The sequence below is a fragment of the Micromonospora sp. NPDC049497 genome (genome assembly GCF_044465805.1).
In the GTDB taxonomy this organism is placed as follows: Bacteria; Actinomycetota; Actinomycetes; order Mycobacteriales; family Micromonosporaceae; genus Micromonospora.
The window spans coordinates 169,820-187,498 of the sequence record NZ_JBITMC010000001.1 but is presented as its reverse complement, the minus strand read 5'-3'; the positions used below and the strand labels follow the sequence as shown (position 1 = coordinate 187,498).

The 17,679-nt window shown below is 73.3% G+C and carries 15 protein-coding genes; 7 read left to right on the top strand and 8 right to left on the bottom strand.

Translation table 11 applies throughout. From position 1 onward, the window contains the following. Positions 1-16 precede the first annotated feature (16 nt). The gene (glmS, locus tag ACIBR0_RS00860; RefSeq protein ID WP_396711893.1) at positions 17-1,930 is read right to left on the bottom strand and encodes a glutamine--fructose-6-phosphate transaminase (isomerizing); all 1,914 of its coding nucleotides are present in this window, start codon (positions 1,928-1,930) and stop codon (positions 17-19) included. Positions 1,931-2,077: 147 nt separating this feature from the next. On the opposite strand from glmS, the gene ACIBR0_RS00855 reads away from it, so the two are divergent. Beyond that, the gene (locus ACIBR0_RS00855; protein WP_396711891.1) at positions 2,078-3,271 is read left to right on the top strand and encodes a pyridoxal phosphate-dependent aminotransferase; all 1,194 of its coding nucleotides are present in this window, start codon (positions 2,078-2,080) and stop codon (positions 3,269-3,271) included. Then, a complete protein-coding gene (locus ACIBR0_RS00850) occupies positions 3,268-4,380 on the top strand; it encodes a threonine aldolase family protein (RefSeq protein WP_396711890.1) in 1,113 nt (370 codons plus the stop codon). The genes ACIBR0_RS00855 and ACIBR0_RS00850 overlap by 4 nt, the downstream gene beginning before the upstream one ends. 166 nt (positions 4,381-4,546) lie before the next feature. Here ACIBR0_RS00850 and glmM read toward each other — a convergent pair whose 3' ends face one another. The 7 genes from glmM to ACIBR0_RS00815 form a co-directional block, all read right to left on the bottom strand. After that, entirely contained in the window at positions 4,547-5,902 is a 1,356-nt protein-coding gene (glmM, locus tag ACIBR0_RS00845; protein WP_396711888.1) for a phosphoglucosamine mutase, read from the bottom strand. A 116-nt stretch (positions 5,903-6,018) separates the two neighbouring features. Further along, positions 6,019-6,483: a 30S ribosomal protein S9 gene (rpsI, locus tag ACIBR0_RS00840; protein WP_357030390.1), complete on the bottom strand. Its 465-nt coding sequence runs from the start codon at positions 6,481-6,483 to the stop codon at positions 6,019-6,021. A gap of 20 nt (positions 6,484-6,503) precedes the next feature. Beyond that, positions 6,504-6,947 carry a 50S ribosomal protein L13 gene (gene rplM, locus ACIBR0_RS00835; protein WP_357030392.1) on the bottom strand — a complete coding sequence of 148 codons (444 nt, stop codon included), beginning with the start codon at positions 6,945-6,947 and terminating at the stop codon, positions 6,504-6,506. Between the two features lie 208 nt (positions 6,948-7,155). Next, positions 7,156-8,532 (bottom strand): MFS transporter, encoded by a 1,377-nt coding sequence (locus ACIBR0_RS00830; protein WP_396711886.1) that lies wholly within the window; start codon positions 8,530-8,532, stop codon positions 7,156-7,158. A 122-nt stretch (positions 8,533-8,654) separates the two neighbouring features. After that, a complete protein-coding gene (locus tag ACIBR0_RS00825) occupies positions 8,655-8,960 on the bottom strand; it encodes a type II toxin-antitoxin system PemK/MazF family toxin (RefSeq protein ID WP_396711884.1) in 306 nt (101 codons plus the stop codon). Then, the gene (locus ACIBR0_RS00820) at positions 8,938-9,195 is read right to left on the bottom strand and encodes a DUF6364 family protein (protein ID WP_396711882.1); all 258 of its coding nucleotides are present in this window, start codon (positions 9,193-9,195) and stop codon (positions 8,938-8,940) included. Before ACIBR0_RS00820 ends, ACIBR0_RS00825 begins: the two co-directional genes overlap by 23 nt. A gap of 32 nt (positions 9,196-9,227) precedes the next feature. Further along, the gene (locus ACIBR0_RS00815; protein WP_396711881.1) at positions 9,228-9,941 is read right to left on the bottom strand and encodes a class I SAM-dependent methyltransferase; all 714 of its coding nucleotides are present in this window, start codon (positions 9,939-9,941) and stop codon (positions 9,228-9,230) included. Between the two features lie 147 nt (positions 9,942-10,088). On the opposite strand from ACIBR0_RS00815, the gene ACIBR0_RS00810 reads away from it, so the two are divergent. Genes ACIBR0_RS00810 through ACIBR0_RS00790 form a run of 5 tightly spaced genes read left to right on the top strand, consistent with a single transcriptional unit; the run spans position 10,089 to position 17,602 of the window. Then, entirely contained in the window at positions 10,089-12,212 is a 2,124-nt protein-coding gene (locus ACIBR0_RS00810) for a molybdopterin oxidoreductase family protein (RefSeq protein WP_396711879.1), read from the top strand. After that, a complete protein-coding gene (locus ACIBR0_RS00805) occupies positions 12,209-13,657 on the top strand; it encodes an FAD-dependent oxidoreductase (RefSeq protein ID WP_396711877.1) in 1,449 nt (482 codons plus the stop codon). Before ACIBR0_RS00810 ends, ACIBR0_RS00805 begins: the two co-directional genes overlap by 4 nt. Continuing rightward, entirely contained in the window at positions 13,654-16,161 is a 2,508-nt protein-coding gene (nirB, locus tag ACIBR0_RS00800) for a nitrite reductase large subunit NirB (RefSeq protein WP_396711875.1), read from the top strand. The genes ACIBR0_RS00805 and nirB overlap by 4 nt, the downstream gene beginning before the upstream one ends. Continuing rightward, positions 16,158-16,514 (top strand): nitrite reductase small subunit NirD, encoded by a 357-nt coding sequence (gene nirD, locus ACIBR0_RS00795; protein ID WP_396711873.1) that lies wholly within the window; start codon positions 16,158-16,160, stop codon positions 16,512-16,514. The genes nirB and nirD overlap by 4 nt, the downstream gene beginning before the upstream one ends. Further along, positions 16,514-17,602: a uroporphyrinogen-III synthase gene (locus ACIBR0_RS00790; RefSeq protein WP_396711871.1), complete on the top strand. Its 1,089-nt coding sequence runs from the start codon at positions 16,514-16,516 to the stop codon at positions 17,600-17,602. The genes nirD and ACIBR0_RS00790 overlap by 1 nt, the downstream gene beginning before the upstream one ends. The last annotated feature ends 77 nt before the right edge of the window (positions 17,603-17,679 follow it).

Here is a 17,679-nt window from a genome sequence, read left to right as displayed (position 1 = left end):
TCGGCGCGGGGTGCGGTTACTCGACGGTGACCGACTTGGCCAGGTTGCGCGGCTGGTCGACGTCGTGGCCCCGGGCGGCGGCGATCTCGGCGGCGAGCACCTGGAGCGGCACGGTGGTCACCAGCGGGGCGAGCAGCGTCGGCGTACGCGGCACGTAGATCAGGTGGTCGGCGTAGCGGACGACCGCCTCGTCGCCCTCCTCGGCGATCACGATGGTCCGGGCGCCCCGGGCCCGCACCTCCTGGATGTTCGAGACGACCTTGTCGTGCAGCATGCCCCGGCCCACCGGGGACGGCACGATGCAGATCACCGGGGTGCCCTCGTCGATCAGCGAGATCGGGCCGTGCTTCAGCTCGCCGGCGGCGAAGCCCTCGGCGTGCATGTACGCCAGCTCCTTGAGCTTGAGCGCGCCCTCCAGGGCCACCGGGTAGCCGACGTGCCGGCCGATGAACAGCACGGTCGGCTCGGCCTTCAGGTCGCGGGCCAGCTCGCGCACCGGCTCGATCCGCTCCAGCAGCTCGCGCAGCTTGCCCGGCATCTCCTGGAGCTGGGACACCACTGCGGCGACCTCGTCGGCGAACTTGATCCCGCGCACCTGGGCCAGGTGCAGGCCGATCAGGTAGCAGGCGACGATCTGGGTGAGGAAAGCCTTGGTGGAGGCGACGGCGATCTCGGGGCCGCCGTGGGTGTAGAGGACCGCGTCGGACTCACGCGGGATGGTGGAGCCGTTGGTGTTGCAGATGGCCAGCACGCGGGCCTTCTGCTCCTTGGCGTGGCGCAGCGCCATCAGGGTGTCCATCGTCTCGCCGGACTGCGAGATCACCACGATGAGCGTGGACCGGTCGAGGACCGGGTCGCGGTAGCGGAACTCGCTGGCCAGCTCCACCTCGCAGGGGATCCGGGTCCAGTGCTCGATGGCGTACTTCGCCACCATGCCGGCGTGGTAGGAGGTGCCGCAGGCGACGATGAAGATCTTGTCGACGTCGCGCAGGTCCTGGTCGCTGAGCCGGACCTCGTCGAGCATGATCTCGCCGGTCTCGGTGAGCCGGCCGAGCAGCGTGTCGGCGATCGCCTCGGGCTGCTCCTCGATCTCCTTGAGCATGAACCAGTCGTGACCGCCCTTCTCGGCGGCGGAGGCGTCCCAGTCGATGTGGAAGTCCTTGCCGCTGGCGGGCTGGCCGTCGAAGTCGGTGATCTCGATGGTGTCGCCGGTGATCAGGACGATCTGGTCCTGGCCCAGCTCGACGGCCTCGCGGGTGTGCTCGATGAACGCGGCCACGTCGCTGGCGAGGTAGTTCTCCCCGTCGCCCCGGCCGACGACCAGCGGCGAGTTGCGGCGGGCGCCGACGACCGCGCCGGGCACCGAAGCGTCGACGGCGAGCAGCGTGAACGCGCCCTCCAGGCGCTGGCAGACCACCCGCATGCCGGCGGCGAGCAGCTGCGGACCGTCCGGCTGGCCGGCGGCGCGCAGGTCGGCCAGCGCGGCGGAGAGCAGGTGCGCGGCGCACTCGGTGTCGGTGTCGCTGGTGAACTGGACGCCGTCGGCCTCCAGCTCGGTGCGCAGCTTCCCGAAGTTCTCGATGATGCCGTTGTGGATGACGGCGACGCGGCCGTCGGGCGCCAGGTGCGGGTGGGCGTTGCGGTCGGTCGGCCCGCCGTGGGTGGCCCAGCGGGTGTGCCCGATGCCGGTGGTGCCGTCGCCGATGCCGATCGGGCTGGCGGCGCAGGAGGCCGGGTCCTCGGCGGCCCGCTCCGAGAGCACCTTCTCCAGGTTGGCCAGCTTGCCGGCCTTCTTCTCGGTCAGCAGCACGTCGTCGCAGACAATGGCGACGCCGGCCGAGTCGTAGCCGCGGTACTCCAGCCGCCGCAGTCCGTCGAGCACGATGCCGAGCGCCGGGCGCGCGCCGGCGTAACCCACGATTCCACACATGAAAGGCAGCGTAACCCAGTTTCGCTCATCATGTCTGCTCGGAAGTCGGCGAAACGATCAGTTACTTTGAGCGAAGAGAACTATCCGCTACTCGCGGTGACGAATTCCTCGGGTTGATCGGGCGGCCGGAGTCCGTAGGCTGGCGGCGTGACGACCACCGATGTCGACCCGCTGGTCGAGCGGATGCGCCCGTTCGGAACGACGATCTTCGCCGAGATGTCCGCTCTCGCCGTCCGCACCGGCGCGGTGAACCTCGGCCAGGGCTTCCCCGACACCGACGGCCCGCCGGAGATGCTGGCCGCCGCCGAGGCGGCCCTGCGGGGCGGGCAGAACCAGTACCCGCCGGGTCCGGGCGTCCCGGCGCTGCGCGCGGCGGTGGCCGCGCACCAGCGCCGGTTCTGGGGCCTGGAGTACGACCCGGACGGCGAGGTCGTGGTGACCGCCGGCGCCACCGAGGCGGTCGCCGCCGCGATCCTCGGCCTGTGCGAGCCGGGCGACGAGGTGGTCTGCTTCGAGCCGTACTACGACTCGTACGCGGCCTCGATCGCCCTGGCCGGCGCGGTCCGGCGGCCGGTCACGCTGCGCCCCGCCGCCGACGGCCGGTACGCCTTCGACCCGGACGCGCTGCGCGCCGCGTTCGGCCCACGTACCCGGCTGGTCCTGCTCAACTCCCCGCACAACCCGACCGGCAAGGTCTTCACCCCGGCCGAACTCGCGCTGGTCGCCGAGCTGTGCCGGGAGCACGACGCGTACGCGGTCACCGACGAGGTGTACGAGCACCTGGTCTTCACCGACGCCGCGAGCGGCCACGTGCCCCTGGCGACGCTGCCCGGGATGCGGGAGCGGACCCTGCGGATCTCCTCGGCCGGCAAGACGTTCTCCTGCACCGGCTGGAAGGTCGGCTGGGCGAGCGGGCCGGCGGCCCTGGTCTCCGCGGTGCTGCGGGTGAAGCAGTTCCTCACCTTCGTCAACGCGGCACCGCTGCAACCGGCGGTCGCGGTGGCGCTGGCCCTGCCGGACGGCTACTTCACCGGTTTCCGGGACGACCTCCAGGCCCGCCGGGACCTGCTCGTTGGCGGGCTCACCGACGCCGGGTTCCAGGTGCTGGCACCGGAGGGGACGTACTTCGTCACCGCCGACGTGACCGCCCTGGGCGGTCGGGACGGGGTGGAGTTCTGCCGGACGCTGCCGGAGCGCTGCGGGGTGGTGGCGGTGCCGACGCAGGTCTTCTACGACGACCCGGAGGCGGGCCGCCGACTGGTCCGGTTCGCGTTCTGCAAACGCCCGGAGGTGCTGACCGAGGCGGTCGGCCGCCTGCGCGGGCTGGCGGCCTCCCGATGAGCGGCTCCCGCCCGTACGCGGAAACAGCCCGCCTCCTGACGGCGCTGCGCGCGTGTGACACCGTGCTCTCCGGCACCCGGCCGGCCTCGGTCGCCGAGCAGGTCGACGCGATGCGTGCGGCGGCGACCGATCCGCTGCCCGACGTCTACGGCGAGGGCGGCGCGGTGGAGACGTTGGAGCGCCGCGTCGCCGACCTCCTCGGCACCGAGGCGGCGGTCCTCCTCCCCACCGGCACGATGGCCCAGCAGATCGCCATGCGGTACGGCGCCGAGCTGACCGGCCGGGCGGCGGTCGGGCTGCACCCCCTCAGCCACCCGCTGGTGCACGAGCGGGACGCGTACGCGGTGCTCGGCGGCCTGCGGGCGGTGCTCACGACCTCCGCGCTCCGCAACCCGGTCGCCGCGGAGGTCGCGGAGCTGCCCGAGCCGGTCGGGACCCTGCTGCTGGAGCTGCCGCTGCGCGACGCCGGTTTCGTCCTGCCCACCTGGGACGAGCTGGTCGACGTCGTCCGGGCGGCGCGGGCAACCGGCGCGCGGGTGCACCTGGACGGTGCCCGCCTCTGGGAGTCGACGGTGCACCTGGGCCGGCCGCTTCCCGAGGTGGCCGCGCTGGCCGACAGCGTCTACGTCTCCTTCTACAAGTCCCTGGGCGGCATCTCCGGCGCGGCGCTGGCCGGTGACGCGGCGCTGGCCCGGTACGCGCGGGTCTGGCGGCACCGCTACGGGGGCATGCTGTTCCAGCAGTGGCCGGCGGCCCTGACCGCACTGCACGGGCTCGATCACGAACTGCCCCGCCTCGCGGGCTACGTGGCGCACGCCCGGACGGTCGCGGAGGTGCTCGCACGCCTGCCGGGGGCGCGGGTGTTCCCGTCCCCGCCGCACACCCACCAGTTCCGGCTCTGGCTGCCGTACCCGGCGGACACCCTCAACGACGCCAACCTCGCGCTCGCCGAGGAGGAGAAGGTGTGGTTCGCCGGCAGGTGGCGGGACGGCGAGGTGCCGGGGCTGGCGATGACCGAGGTGACGGTGGCCGGCCCGGCGCTGGCGTTGGACGCCGACGCGATCACCGACCTGGCCGACCGCTTCCTGCACCGGGTGACGAAGGGCTGACATCCCCGCCGGGTCCGCCGTCGCGCCCCCACCCTGACCCACGAACCACGAACCACGCGGACGCTCACGGGCGACAACTTCGGGGAAGGTGCTGGCTTCGCTGCGCGGAAGGGGACATCTTCCCCGAAGTTGTCGGCTCGTGGCTGACGATGGCGGGGCTGGCGGGTCAGACCGCCGGGCTGGCGGTACGGACCTGCTCGGCGATGCGCTCGGCCACCTCTCGGGCGGTGTGCTCGGTGGCGGCCTCGACCATGACCCGGACCAGCGGCTCGGTGCCGGACGGGCGCAGCAGCACCCGCCCGGTCTCGCCCAGCTCGGCCTCGGCGCGCTCGACCTCGGCCCGGACGGCGGGCGCCGCCGCCCCGACGGTGCGGTCGCCGACCGGCACGTTGATCAGCACCTGCGGCAGCCGGGTGATGGCACCGGCCAGCTCGGCCAGGGACTTCCCGGTGGCCGCCATCCGGGACATCAGGTGCAGGCCGGTGAGGACGCCGTCGCCGGTCGTCGCGTACGCCGGCATGACGATGTGACCGCTCTGCTCCCCGCCCAGCGCCAGCCCGGAGGCGCGCAGCTCCTCCAGGACGTACCGGTCGCCGACCTTGGTCTCGACCAGCCGGATGCCCTCCCGGGACATCGCCAGACGCAGGCCGAGGTTGCTCATGACGGTGGCCACGAGGGTATCCCCGGTCAGCGTGCCGGCCTCCCGCATGGCGAGGGCGAGGATGGCCATGACCTGGTCGCCGTCGACCTCGTCACCGTCGGCGGTCACCGCGAGGCAGCGGTCCGCGTCGCCGTCGTGGGCGATGCCCAGGTGAGCGCCGTGCTCGACCACGGCGACGCGCAGCGCCTCCAGGTGGTTGGAGCCGCACTCGTCGTTGATGTTGAGGCCGTCCGGCTCGGCGTAGATCGCGACGACCTCCGCGCCGGCCTCCCGGTACGCGACCGGGGCCACCTCGGCCGCCGCGCCGTTGGCGCAGTCCACGACGACCTTGATCCCGTCCAGGCGGTGACCGACGGTGCCCACCAGGTGCTGCACGTAGTGGTCGGCGCCGTCGAGCAGGTCGTGCACCCGACCGACGCCGGCACCGATCGGCCGCTCCCAGGCGGTGGTGGCGTTCGCCTCGACGGCCGCCTCGATCTTCATCTCGATCTCGTCCGGCAGCTTGTGCCCGCCGGCCGCGAAGAGCTTGATCCCGTTGTCGGGCATGGGGTTGTGCGACGCGGACAGCATCACGCCCAGGTCCGCCTTGGCCTCGGCGGTGAGGAACGCCACGGCCGGGGTGGGCAGCACGCCGACCCGGACCACGTTCGCGCCGGCGCTGGTGAGCCCGGCCACCACGGCGGCCTCCAGCATCTCGCCGCTGGCGCGGGTGTCCCGGCCGACCACGGCCAGCGGGGGATGACTCCGGTCCGACTCGGCGAGCGTGTGGGCGGCGGCGACCGCCACCGCGAGCGCCAACTCGGGCGTGAGATCCGCGTTCGCGCGTCCGCGTACGCCGTCCGTGCCGAACAACCGGCCCATACCCGCCAACCTCCGATGAAGTGCGCCGATGGAAGAAAAAGCGGAACGGCCGGAGCACCTCCCGTCGTGGGGAGGCGGTCCGGCCGTCCGTCAGAAGTACAACGCGACGCTGAAGGTCAGCGCTTCGAGTACTGGGGAGCCTTACGGGCCTTCTTGAGGCCGTACTTCTTGCTCTCCTTGACCCGGGCGTCCCGGGTGAGGAAGCCGGCCTTCTTGAGGGCCGGGCGGTCGTCCGGCTCGTTGACGATCAGCGCCCGGGCGATGGCCAGGCGGAGCGCACCGGCCTGACCGGTGGTGCCGCCACCCCGCAGGTTGGCGATCACGTCGAACGCCTCGGGCTTCTCGGCGGTGACCAGCGGGTCCTTGATGAGCTGCTGGTGCACCTTGCTCGGGAAGTACGCCTCGAGGTCACGGCCGTTGCAGGTGATCTTGCCGGTGCCCGGGACGATGCGGACCCGGACGATGGCCTCCTTGCGGCGGCCGACGGTCTGGATCGGCCGGTCACCACGGGGCGCGCGGGCGACGGGCGCCGGCGCCTCGGTGGCCTCGGGGGCGACCTCGGTGACGGTGATGTCGGTCATGCTGCTTTCCTCGCCCGCGCTCACTGCGCGATCTGCTTGATCTCGAACGGCTCCGGCTGCTGCGCGCCGTGCGGGTGCTCGGCACCGGCGTAGACCTTCAGCTTCTTGATGAGCTGACGGCCGAGCTTGTTGTGCGGGAGCATCCCCTTCACGGCCAGCTCGACGGCCCGCTCGGGACGCTTGGTCAGCAGCTCGTCGTAACCGACCTGCTTCAGACCACCCGGGTAACCCGAGTGGCGGTAGGCGATCTTCTGCTGACGCTTGTTGCCGGTCAGCGCGACCTTGCCCGCGTTCACGATGACGACGAAGTCGCCCGTGTCGACGTGCGGCGCGAAAGTCGGCTTGTGCTTGCCGCGCAGCAGCGTGGCGGCGTGGGTGGCCAGGCGGCCCAGCACGACATCAGAGGCGTCGATGACGTGCCACTGACGCTCGATCTCACCCGGCTTCGGGCTGTACGTACGCACAGGTCTACCTTGTCTCGTCGTCGGTCTGGGGTCGCGCGCCGAGGTGACCGGAAGTACCAGGCCGGACCAGCGCGCACGAACGACCAAGCGTACCTCAGGCGGCACGCCTCTGGATGTCGTACAACAGCAGGCAACGATACCCGCAGCCCCGTCGGCAGGTCAAAACGGGGTCCCGCCACGCCTGACCTGCCGAGGAACGTTACCGGCATCACACCCCGGGCAGCGCACGACGGCCGGGCCGCAGGTAGACCAGCCACGTCAGGGCGAAGCAGACGGCGTACGCGGCGATGAAGGCGACGTACGCCGCGTCGGCGCTCCCCCGGGTCAGGAACGACTGCCGAAAGGCGATGTTGACCAGCACGCCGCCGGACGCGCCGACCGCTCCCGCGATGCCGATCAGCGCCCCGGTCATCCGGATCGACCAGCGCCGCGCGGCCTCCGGCTCCCGTCGGCCGTTGTCGACCGCCTCCATCGCCCGGGCCCGGAAGATCGCCGGGATCATCTTGTACGTCGAGCCGTTGCCGATCCCGGAGAAGACGAAGAGCGACAGGAATCCGATCAGGTAGAGGGGGAAGGAGCGCTCGCGGGCGGCGTAGAGGACCAGGCCGGCGCCGGCCGCCATGGCCACGAAGTTCCAGAAGGTGACCCGCGCCCCGCCGAGCCGATCGGCGAGGTGGCCGCCGACCGGGCGGATCAGCGAGCCGACCAGCGGGCCGAGGAACGTCAGCCAGGCCGCGTCGACCGGGGTCGGGAAGCGGTCGGCGAACTGGAGCTGGAGCACCTGGCCGAACGCGAAGCCGAAGCCGATGAACGAGCCGAAGGTGCCGATGTACAGCAGCGACATGATCCAGGTGTGCGGGTCCCGGGCGGCCTCGCGCAGCGCACCGGGCTCGTTGCGCGCACCGGGGATGTTGTCCAGCCACCGCGACGCGGCCAGCGCGGCCAGCACGATCAGCGGTATGTACACGGCCGGGACCAGGCGGGGGTACGCGGCACCGGCGGTGGCCAGCACCGCCAGCCCGACCAACTGCACCGCCGGCACGCCCAGGTTGCCGCCACCGGCGTTGAGACCGAGTGCGCGGCCCTTGAGTCGCTGCGGGTAGAAGAGGTTGATGTTCGCCATGGAGGAGGCGAAGTTGCCGCCGCCGACACCGGTGAGGCAGGCGAGCACCATGAGGGTGCTGTAGGAGACGCCGGGCTCCAGCAGGACGGCCATCGGGATGGTCGGCACGAGCAGCATCAGTGCGCTGACGATGGTCCAGTTCCGTCCACCGAATCGGGCCACCGCGAGGGTGTACGGCAACCGCAGCACCGCGCCCAGCGCGGCCGGCACGGCGGTGAGCAGGAACTTCCCGGCCGGGTCGATGCCGTACGCGGGGCCGAGGAAGAGCACGGTCACCGACCAGAGGCTCCACACCGAGAACCCGATGTGCTCGGCGAAGATCGAAACCCACAGGTTGCGCCGCGCGATCGGCGCGCCGGTCGTACGCCAGAAGTCGGGGTCCTCGGGCCGCCAGTCCTCGATGCGGTGCCGGCGGCCGGTCGCGGCCGGCACCTGGGTGACGGCGGGGGCAATTGTGCTCACGGCGGTTCCTCCTCGTCGGTGACCTGGAGGAACGCTAGGAATCCGGGATTACCCGACAGTGCCCGTCGCGCGTCGTTCCGGAAACGGAGATCGCACCTGCGGCCGGAACGAACGGTGAGATGTCAGAGCTGTTGCAGGATGCGCAGCGCTCGCGCGACGCGCTGCATGGTCTCGGTGTCGGCGACGTCCACGCACTCCGTGAACCACTTCTTCATCGGCGAGGAGAGCCGGTCGGGCATCACCACGTACGCGCCCATCGGCACCGCGAGCGGCGAGTCCCGCAGCAGCGACTCCTGGACCACCTCGGCCACGATGACGATCGGCACGTCCGTGGAGTTGTAGACGTCGGAGCTGATGACCAGTCCCAGCCGCTCCCGGGCACCGGCGATGCGCCAGACCTCACCCCTACGCAGCACGCGGGCGACCACCGGAGAGCAGGTCGTCGACCATGCCCACCTCGCGGGCGTCGGCGAGGGCGGCGGCCTCCAGGGCGGCGCCGGCCCGGTTGACGACGGCGGCGTGCGCGGCGAAGACCTCGCGCAGCGCCTTCTCCCGGGCGGCCTGGTCCATCCAGGCGGAGAGGGAGAGGCCCTCGCGCTTGGCGAACCGCCGGGCCTCCTCGATCGTCTCGTCGGAGAACGACAGTGTCACCTTGGCAGTCATGCCGGTGAGACTACCCCCGGTATGACCGTTAGTCATTCCCCCGGTGGGGCATCTTCGCGCCGGCCGCCGAACACGGCGAACCGCCAGTCCTTGAAGAAGCAGTCGACGTCGACCAGGCCGGCTTCGCCGAGCCACCGGCACTGTTCGGCGACGGGTGCCGGACGGTCGTGCCGCATCCGTTCCCGGGCGGCGGCGATCTCGTCGGCATCGGAGCCGAGCGCGGTGATCCGGTCGGTCCACACCTCGTCGTACCGCCGGTCCAGGGCGGGCGTGGAACCGGCGACCTGCTCGGCGTTGACGAACACCCCGCCCGGCACGAGCGCGTCGGCCGCCCGCCGGTAGAGGTCCCGCTTGCCGTCGTCGTCGAGGTGGTGGATGGCCAGGGCGGAGACCACCGCGTCGTAGCGGCCGGACGGCAGCGGGTCGGCCAGGTCGGCGTGGACGGTCCGGTGTGTCACACCGCGCGAACCCAGGTGGTCGGCGGCGACGGCGAGCATCGCCGGCGCGGCGTCGACGAGGGTCAGCCGCACCCTGGGGACGGTCGCGGCCAGCAGCAGGGAGAGCAGCCCGGTGCCCGCGCCCAGGTCCAGCACCTCGGGCGCACGCCCCGACGCGAGCGCGGCCCGCAGCGGCGGCGCGGCGACCTCGACGGCCGTGCCGTAGAAGGCGTCGAAGCAGGGCACCAGCCGGCGCCGGGCCCCGTCGTAGGTCCCCGCCACCGCGTCGAACGCCGCCGCCACACTCATGACCTGCTCCCAGAATGCGAGAAGTTTGTCTCACATCATAGACCAATCCGAGCCTCCTCCAGCTCCCGTGCGGTGTGAGGTGCTCTTGACAGGACCGAAACAGACGAGACCCGGTCCGGAAACCGCCCGGCGGCACGCTTCACGGGCATGACAGACGGTGCACGCTCCGCGACTGCCCAGGGGGACACACCCCGGGAGGCGGCGACGCACTGCCCATACTGCGCGCTGCAGTGCGGGATGACCCTGCGCGTGGAGAACGGCCGGACGGCCGTCACGGCCCGGCAGTTCCCCACCAACCGTGGTGGCCTGTGCCAGAAGGGCTGGACCGCGGCCGACCTGCTCGACCACCCCGAGCGGCTGACCACCCCGCTGGTCCGCGACCGGCCCGGCGGAGAGCTCCGCCCGGCGAGCTGGGACGAGGCGCTGGACCGGATCGTCACCGGCGTCCGCGCCGTCCAGACCGGACACGGCCGGGACGCGGTCGCCGTCTTCGGCGGTGGCGGCCTCACCAACGAGAAGGCGTACGCGCTGGGCAGGTTCGCCCGGGTGGCGCTGCGGACCCGGCACATCGACTACAACGGGCGGTTCTGCATGTCCTCGGCGGCGGCGGCCGGGATGCGCGCCTTCGGCGTCGACCGGGGCCTGCCGTTCCCGCTGGCCGACCTCGGCCGGGCCGACACCCTGCTGCTCGTCGGCGCGAACCCCGCCGAGACGATGCCACCGCTGATGCGCTGGGTCACCGAGCAGCGGCAGCGCGGCGGGAAGCTGATCGTCGTCGACCCCCGGGTCACCGCCACCGCCCGGCAGGCCGACCTGCACCTGCAACCCCTGCCCGGCACCGACCTGGCGGTGGCCAGCGCACTCCTGCACGTCGCCGTCACCGAGGGCTGGGTCGACAAGGCGTACGTGGACGCCCGCACCACCGGGTTCGAGGCGGTACGCCGCAGCGTCGCCGGATGGTGGCCGGCCCGCGCCGAGGCGCTCTCCGGGGTGCCGGTGGCCGACCTGGAGGCCACCGCCCGCGCCCTCGGCACCGCCGAACGGGCGATCATCCTCACCGCGCGCGGCGCGGAGCAGCACGCCAAGGGCGTCGACACGGTCAGTGGCTTCGTGAACCTGGCGCTCGCCCTCGGTCTGCCCGGCCGCCCCGGCTCCGGCTACGGCTGCCTCACCGGGCAGGGCAACGGGCAGGGCGGGCGGGAGCACGGCCAGAAGGCCGACCAGCTCCCCGGCTACCGGCGCATCGACGACCCCGCCGCTCGCGCGCACGTCGCCCGGGTCTGGGGCGTACCGGCCGAGGACCTGCCCGGTCCGGGTGTGCCCGCGTACCAGCTGCTGGACTCGCTCGGCACCGACGAGGGGCCGAAGGCACTGCTGGTCTTCGGCTCCAACCCGGTCGTCTCCGCTCCCCGGGCGGCCCGGATCGAGGGCCGCCTGCGCGACCTCGACCTGCTGGTGGTCGCCGACTTCCTGCTCTCCGAGACGGCCGCGCTGGCCGACGTGGTGCTGCCCACCGCCCAGTGGGCCGAGGAGGACGGCACGATGACCAACCTGGAAGGCCGGGTGCTGCGCCGTCGGGCGCTGCGGGAACCCCCGGCCGGCGTCCGTACCGACCTGGCGATCCTCGCCGACCTCACCCACCGCCTGTCGGCGCGAGGAAGGACCGCGGACGCCGCCGATCCCCGCGCGGTCTTCGAGGAGCTGCGGCGGGCGTCAGCCGGCGGGACCGCCGACTACGCCGGGGTGACCTGGGCGCGGATCGACGAGTCCGACGGGGTGTTCTGGCCCTGCCCGGACACCGACGGGCCGGACACGCCCCGGCTCTTCGCCGACCGGTTCCCCACGCCGGACGGGCGCGCCCGCTTCCACGCCGTCGAGCACCGGCCGGCGGCCGAGGAGGTCTGCGCCGCGTACCCGCTGCACTTCACCACCGGCCGGGTGCTCGCGCAGTACCAGTCCGGCACCCAGACCCGGCGGGTCCCCGCGCTGCGCCGGGCGGCACCCGAGGCGTTCGTCGAGCTGCACCCCGACCTGGCCGAGCGGCTCGGCGTCGCCGACGGCGAGCCGGTCCGGGTGGTCTCCCGGCGGGGCGAGATGGTGGCGCCGGCCCGGCTCAGCCCGGCCATCCGCCCGGACACCGTCTTCGCACCGTTCCACTGGGGCGGCGCGGCGCGGGCCAACTCGGTCACCAACGACGCCGTCGATCCCGTCTCCGGCATGCCCGAATTCAAGATCTGCGCCGTCCGCGTGGAGAGGGTGGGAGAGTCGTGAGCGAAAAGATCGTGATCGTGGGCAACGGGATGGCCGGTGCCCGGCTCGCCAGCGAGCTGCACGCCCGGGGCGGTGACCGGAAGGTCACGGTGCTCGGGGCGGAGCCGCACCGGGCGTACAACCGGATCATGCTCTCCACCCTGTTGGCCGGGAAGATCGGCGAGCCGGACGTGGAGCTGGCCGAGGTCGCCGGGCAGGGCGTGGACCTGCGGTTCGGAGTCACCGCGACCGCGATCGACCGCGCCGCCCGCACGGTGGCGACCGACGACGGCGACCGGATCGCGTACGACCATCTGGTGCTCGCCACCGGCAGCCGCGCGCTGGTCCCGCCGCTGCCCGGCCTGGACGGGCCCGAGCTGCCGCCGCGTATCGTGCCGTTCCGCACCCTCGACGACTGCCGGCGGATCCTCGCCGTCGCCGAGGGCGCCCGGCGCGTCCTGGTGCTCGGCGGTGGGCTGCTCGGTCTGGAGGCCGCGCGGGGGCTCGCCGCCCGGGGGCTCGACGTCGCCGTCGTGCACCCCGTGCCGTACCTCATGGAGCGGCAGCTCGACCCGGCCGGCGCGGCCGTGCTCGCCGGCACGCTCGCCGGCCTCGGGGTGACCACCCACCTGGCCGTGGCGGCGACGGCGGTCGCCGCGGACGCCGACGGCGTCCGGCTCGACCTCGCCGACGGCCGGTCGCTGCACGCCGACCTCCTGGTCCTGTCCTGCGGGGTACGCCCCGACACGACGCTCGCCGCCGCCGCCGGACTGGCGGTGGAACGGGGTGTGCTGGTCGACGACCGGATGCGCACCAGCGACCGGCGCATCTCGGCGATCGGCGACTGCGTGCAGCACGACGGCACGGTGACGGGGCTGGTCGCACCGGCCTGGGCGCAGGCCCGGGTGGTGGCGCAGGTGCTCACCGGCGAGGATCCGCTGGCCCGCTACCGCCCGCGTCCGCCGGTGACCCGGCTCAAGGCCGCCGGCATCGACCTGGCCGCCATGGGCGACCCGGGCGGCACGGACGGCGACAGCGAGGGCGAGGAACTCACCTTCGCCGACCCGGCGCGGGGCACCTACGCGCGGCTGCGCATCACCGACGAACGGCTGACCGGCGCGATCCTGCTCGGCGACAACCCGGCGGTCGGCACGGTGATCCAGCTCTTCGACCGGGGGCAGCCGGTGCCCTCCGACCGGCGGGCGCTGCTCCTCGGCCGGGCGCTCGGCGTCGCGCCGGCCGAACCCGCCGCGACCCCGGCACTGATGCCGGACGCGGCGACGGTGTGCCAGTGCAACAACGTCAGCAAGGGAGCGCTGGTGGCCTGCTGGCGCTCGGGGGCACGGACGGTCGACGCCGTGGTGGCGGGGACCCGGGCCGGCACCGGTTGCGGAAGCTGCCGGGACGCCGTCGCGGGAATCGTCGGCTGGCTGTCCGACGTCGACTCGGTGGAGGTGGCGCGATGAGCGAGTTCAGCAGAGTGGTCGTCGTCGGCAACGGCATGGTGGGACAACGCTTCGTCGACGCGCTGCGGGCCCGCGACACGGACCGCCGCTGGCGGGTCACCGTGCTCGCGGAGGAGAGCCGGCCGGCGTACGACCGGGTGCGGCTCTCGGCGTGGTTCGACGGGGTGGACGCCGAGGAACTGAACCTGCACACCCCGGACGACGGGGTGGACCTGCGCCTCGGCGAGGCGGCCACGGCCGTCGACCGGGCGCGGCGGGTCGTGACGACGGCGACCGGCGAGCACCCGTACGACGCGCTGGTGCTGGCCACCGGCTCGTCCGCGTTCGTCCCGCCGGTCGACGGCACGGACCTGCCGGGGGTGTTCGTCTACCGGACGCTGGACGACCTGGCGGCGATCCGGGAGCACGCCCGGGACCGGCGGACCGGCGCGGTGATCGGCGGCGGGCTGCTCGGACTGGAGGCCGCGAACGCGCTGCGCCTGCTCGGCCTGACCACGAGCGTGGTGGAGTTCGCGCCCCGGCTGATGCCGGCGCAGATCGACACCGCCGGTGGGGCGCTGCTGCGTCGTTACGTCGAGGAGCTGGGCGTCAGCTGCCACCTGGGGGTGGCCACCACCGCCCTGCAGTCCGGCCCGGACGGCACGGTGGCCGGGCTGGAGCTGGCCGACGGCACGGTCCTCGACGCCGACCTGGTGGTGGTGGCGGCCGGCATCCGTCCCCGCGACGAGCTGGCGCGGGCCGCCGGCCTGCCGCTCGGCCCACGCGGCGGGGTGCTGGTGGACGACACCTGCCGGACGGCCGACGAGCGGGTCTGGGCGGTGGGCGAGTGCGCGGCGGTGGACGGCATCTGCCACGGCCTGGTCGCCCCCGGGTACGCGATGGCCGAGGTGGTCGCCGACCGGCTGGTCGGCGGCGCGGCCACCTTCCCCGGCGCGGACACCGCCACGAAACTGAAGCTGCTCGGGGTGGACGTGGCCTCGTTCGGGGACGCGCACGGCGCGACACCGGGCTGCCTCGACGTGACGTACACCGACCCGGCCACCCGCGTGTACGCGAAGCTGGTCCTCTCCGACGACGCGTCCACCCTGCTCGGCGGTGTGCTGGTGGGCGACGCGAGCGCGTACCCGACGCTGCGGGCGAGCGTCGGCGGCCCGCTGCCCGGTCCCCCGCTGGCGCTGCTCGCGCCTGCCGGTTCGGAGGGCGCGGGCCTGGCGGCACTGCCCGGCACCGCGCAGGTCTGCTCCTGCAACGCGGTCACCCGCGACGACATCGACGCCGCCATCGCCGAGGGTGCCGCCGACGTGCCCGCGCTGAAGGCGTGCACCCGGGCCGGCACGAGCTGCGGATCGTGCGTGCCGATGCTCAAGCAGCTCCTCGACGCGGCCGGGGTGCAGCAGTCCACCGCGCTGTGCGAGCACTTCGACGTCAGCCGGCGGGAGCTGTTCGAGATCGTCCAGGTGCGCGGCATCCGGACCTTCTCCCAGCTCATCGCCGAGCACGGCCGAGGTCGCGGCTGCGACATCTGCAAGCCGGTGGTCGCCTCCATCCTCGCCTCCCTCGGCACCGGCCACGTGCTCGACGGCGAGCAGGCGTCGTTGCAGGACACCAACGACCACTTCCTGGCCAACCTGCAACGCGACGGCAGCTACTCGGTGGTGCCCCGGATCCCCGGTGGCGAGATCACCCCGGAGAAGCTCATCGTCATCGGGGAGGTCGCCCGCGACTTCCAGCTCTACACGAAGATCACCGGCGGGCAGCGCATCGACCTGTTCGGCGCCCGCGTGGAGCAACTGCCGGAGATCTGGCGCCGGCTGGTGGACGCCGGCTTCGAGTCCGGGCACGCGTACGGCAAGGCGCTGCGCACCGTGAAGTCCTGCGTCGGCGAGACCTGGTGCCGGTACGGCGTCCAGGACTCGGTGGGGCTCGCCATCGCCCTGGAGCTGCGCTACCGGGGCCTGCGCGCACCGCACAAGCTCAAGTCGGCGGTGTCCGGCTGCGCCCGCGAGTGCGCCGAGGCGCGGAGCAAGGACTTCGGGATCATCGCCACCGAGACCGGCTGGAACCTCTACGTCGGCGGCAACGGCGGCTTCCGGCCCCGGCACGCCGACCTGTTCGCCACCGACCTGTCCACCGAAGCACTGGTCCGGCTGATCGACCGGTTCCTGATGTACTACGTCCGCACCGCCGACCGGCTGCAGCGCACCGCCGCCTGGATCGAGGCGATGGACGGCGGGCTCGACCACCTGCGGGCGGTGATCGTGGACGACTCGCTGGGGCTGTGCGCCGACCTCGACGAGGCGATGGCCCGGCACGTCGCCACGTACTCCGACGAGTGGCGGGACGTGCTGGAGGACCCGGACCGGCTGCGCCGGTTCACGTCCTTCGTCAACGCGCCGGACGTACCCGACCCGTCCATCACCTTCACCGAAGAACGCGGCCAACCGGTGCCCGCCGTGGCGCGGACGACGCCGGTCGCCCTGGGAATGCCGGAGGTACGGCGATGACCATCACGATCACCCCCACGACGCTGACCTGGACGACGGTCTGCCCACTCGACCGGCTGGACACCGACCGGGGCGTCGCCGCCCTGGTCGACGGGGTGCAGGTGGCCCTCTTCCGCACCGCCGACGGGCTCTTCGCCGTCGACAACCGGGACCCGGTCACCGGCGCGTACGTCCTCTCCCGGGGGATCGTGGGCAGCCGGAGCGGGGTGCCGACACTCGCCTCCCCGCTGCACAAGCAGGTGTACGACCTGCGCACCGGGCACTGTCTCGACCTGCCGGGGCTCTCCGTCGGCCGGCACGACGTGCGCTGCCGGGACGGTCTGGTCGAGGTGCGGCTGCGACAGGAGACCTGATGCGCGACGAACTGGCCGGCTTCACCATCGGGGTCACCGCCGACCGGCGGCGGGACGAGCTGGCCGCGCTGCTGCAACGGCGGGGTGCGCGGGTGGTGCTCGCCCCGGCCCTGCGGATCGTGCCGCTGGCCGACGACACGGAGCTGCGCGAGGCGACCCGCGCCTGCCTCGACCGGCCGCCGGACATCCTGATGGCCAACACGGGCATCGGCATGCGCGGTTGGCTGGAGGCGGCCGAGGGTTGGGGGCTGGCCGAGCCGCTGCGCTCGGTGCTCGGCGAGGCGTACGTGGTGGCGCGCGGCCCGAAGGCCCGTGGGGCGATCCGGGCCGCCGGCCTGCACGACCAGTGGTCCCCGGCGTCGGAGAGCTGCGACGAGGTGGTCGCCCACCTGCGCCGGCGCGGGGTGGCCGGGCAGGTCATCGCCATGCAGCTGCACGGCGAGCGGCAGCCGGAGTGCACGATGGCGCTGGAGGACGCCGGTGCCACCGTCATCGAGGTGCCGGTCTACCGGTGGGCCCCGCCCACCGACCCGGCGCCCCTGCACCGGCTGATCGACCTGGTCACCGGGCGGCTGGTCGACGCGGTCACCTTCACCTCCGCACCGGCCGCCGAGGCGCTCCTGCGCAGCGCCGGCGACCGCACCGAAGCGGTGCTCGACGCGTTCCACGGCGACGTGCTGGCCGCCTGCGTGGGCGCGGTCACCGCCGAGCCCCTGCTGCGTCGGGGCGTGCCGGTCAGCGCGCCGAACCGGGCCCGGCTGGGTGCCCTGGTCCGCACGCTCGTCGACGAACTGCCCCGACGCACCGTCACGCTGAAGGCGGCCGGTCACCTGCTCACCCTGCGCGGCCACGCGGCCGTGGTCGACGGGGAGCTGCGACCGCTCGCGCCGGCCCCGATGGCCGTGCTCCGGGCGTTGGCCGACGCCCCCGGGCGCGTCCTGTCGCGTACCGCCCTGCTGCGGACCCTGCCGCGTGGCGCGGACGAGCACGCGGTGGAGATGGCGGTCGCCCGGCTGCGCGCCGGGCTGCGCGCGCCCCGGGTGGTGCAGACCGTCGTCAAGCGGGGCTACCGCCTGCGCGTCGACTGAAAGGAAGGGCCCCTTCTTAACGTCTCCGGTAGAGGAAGGGGCCCCTTTTAACACTGGCCGGCCGTGGCCGTCTGCCC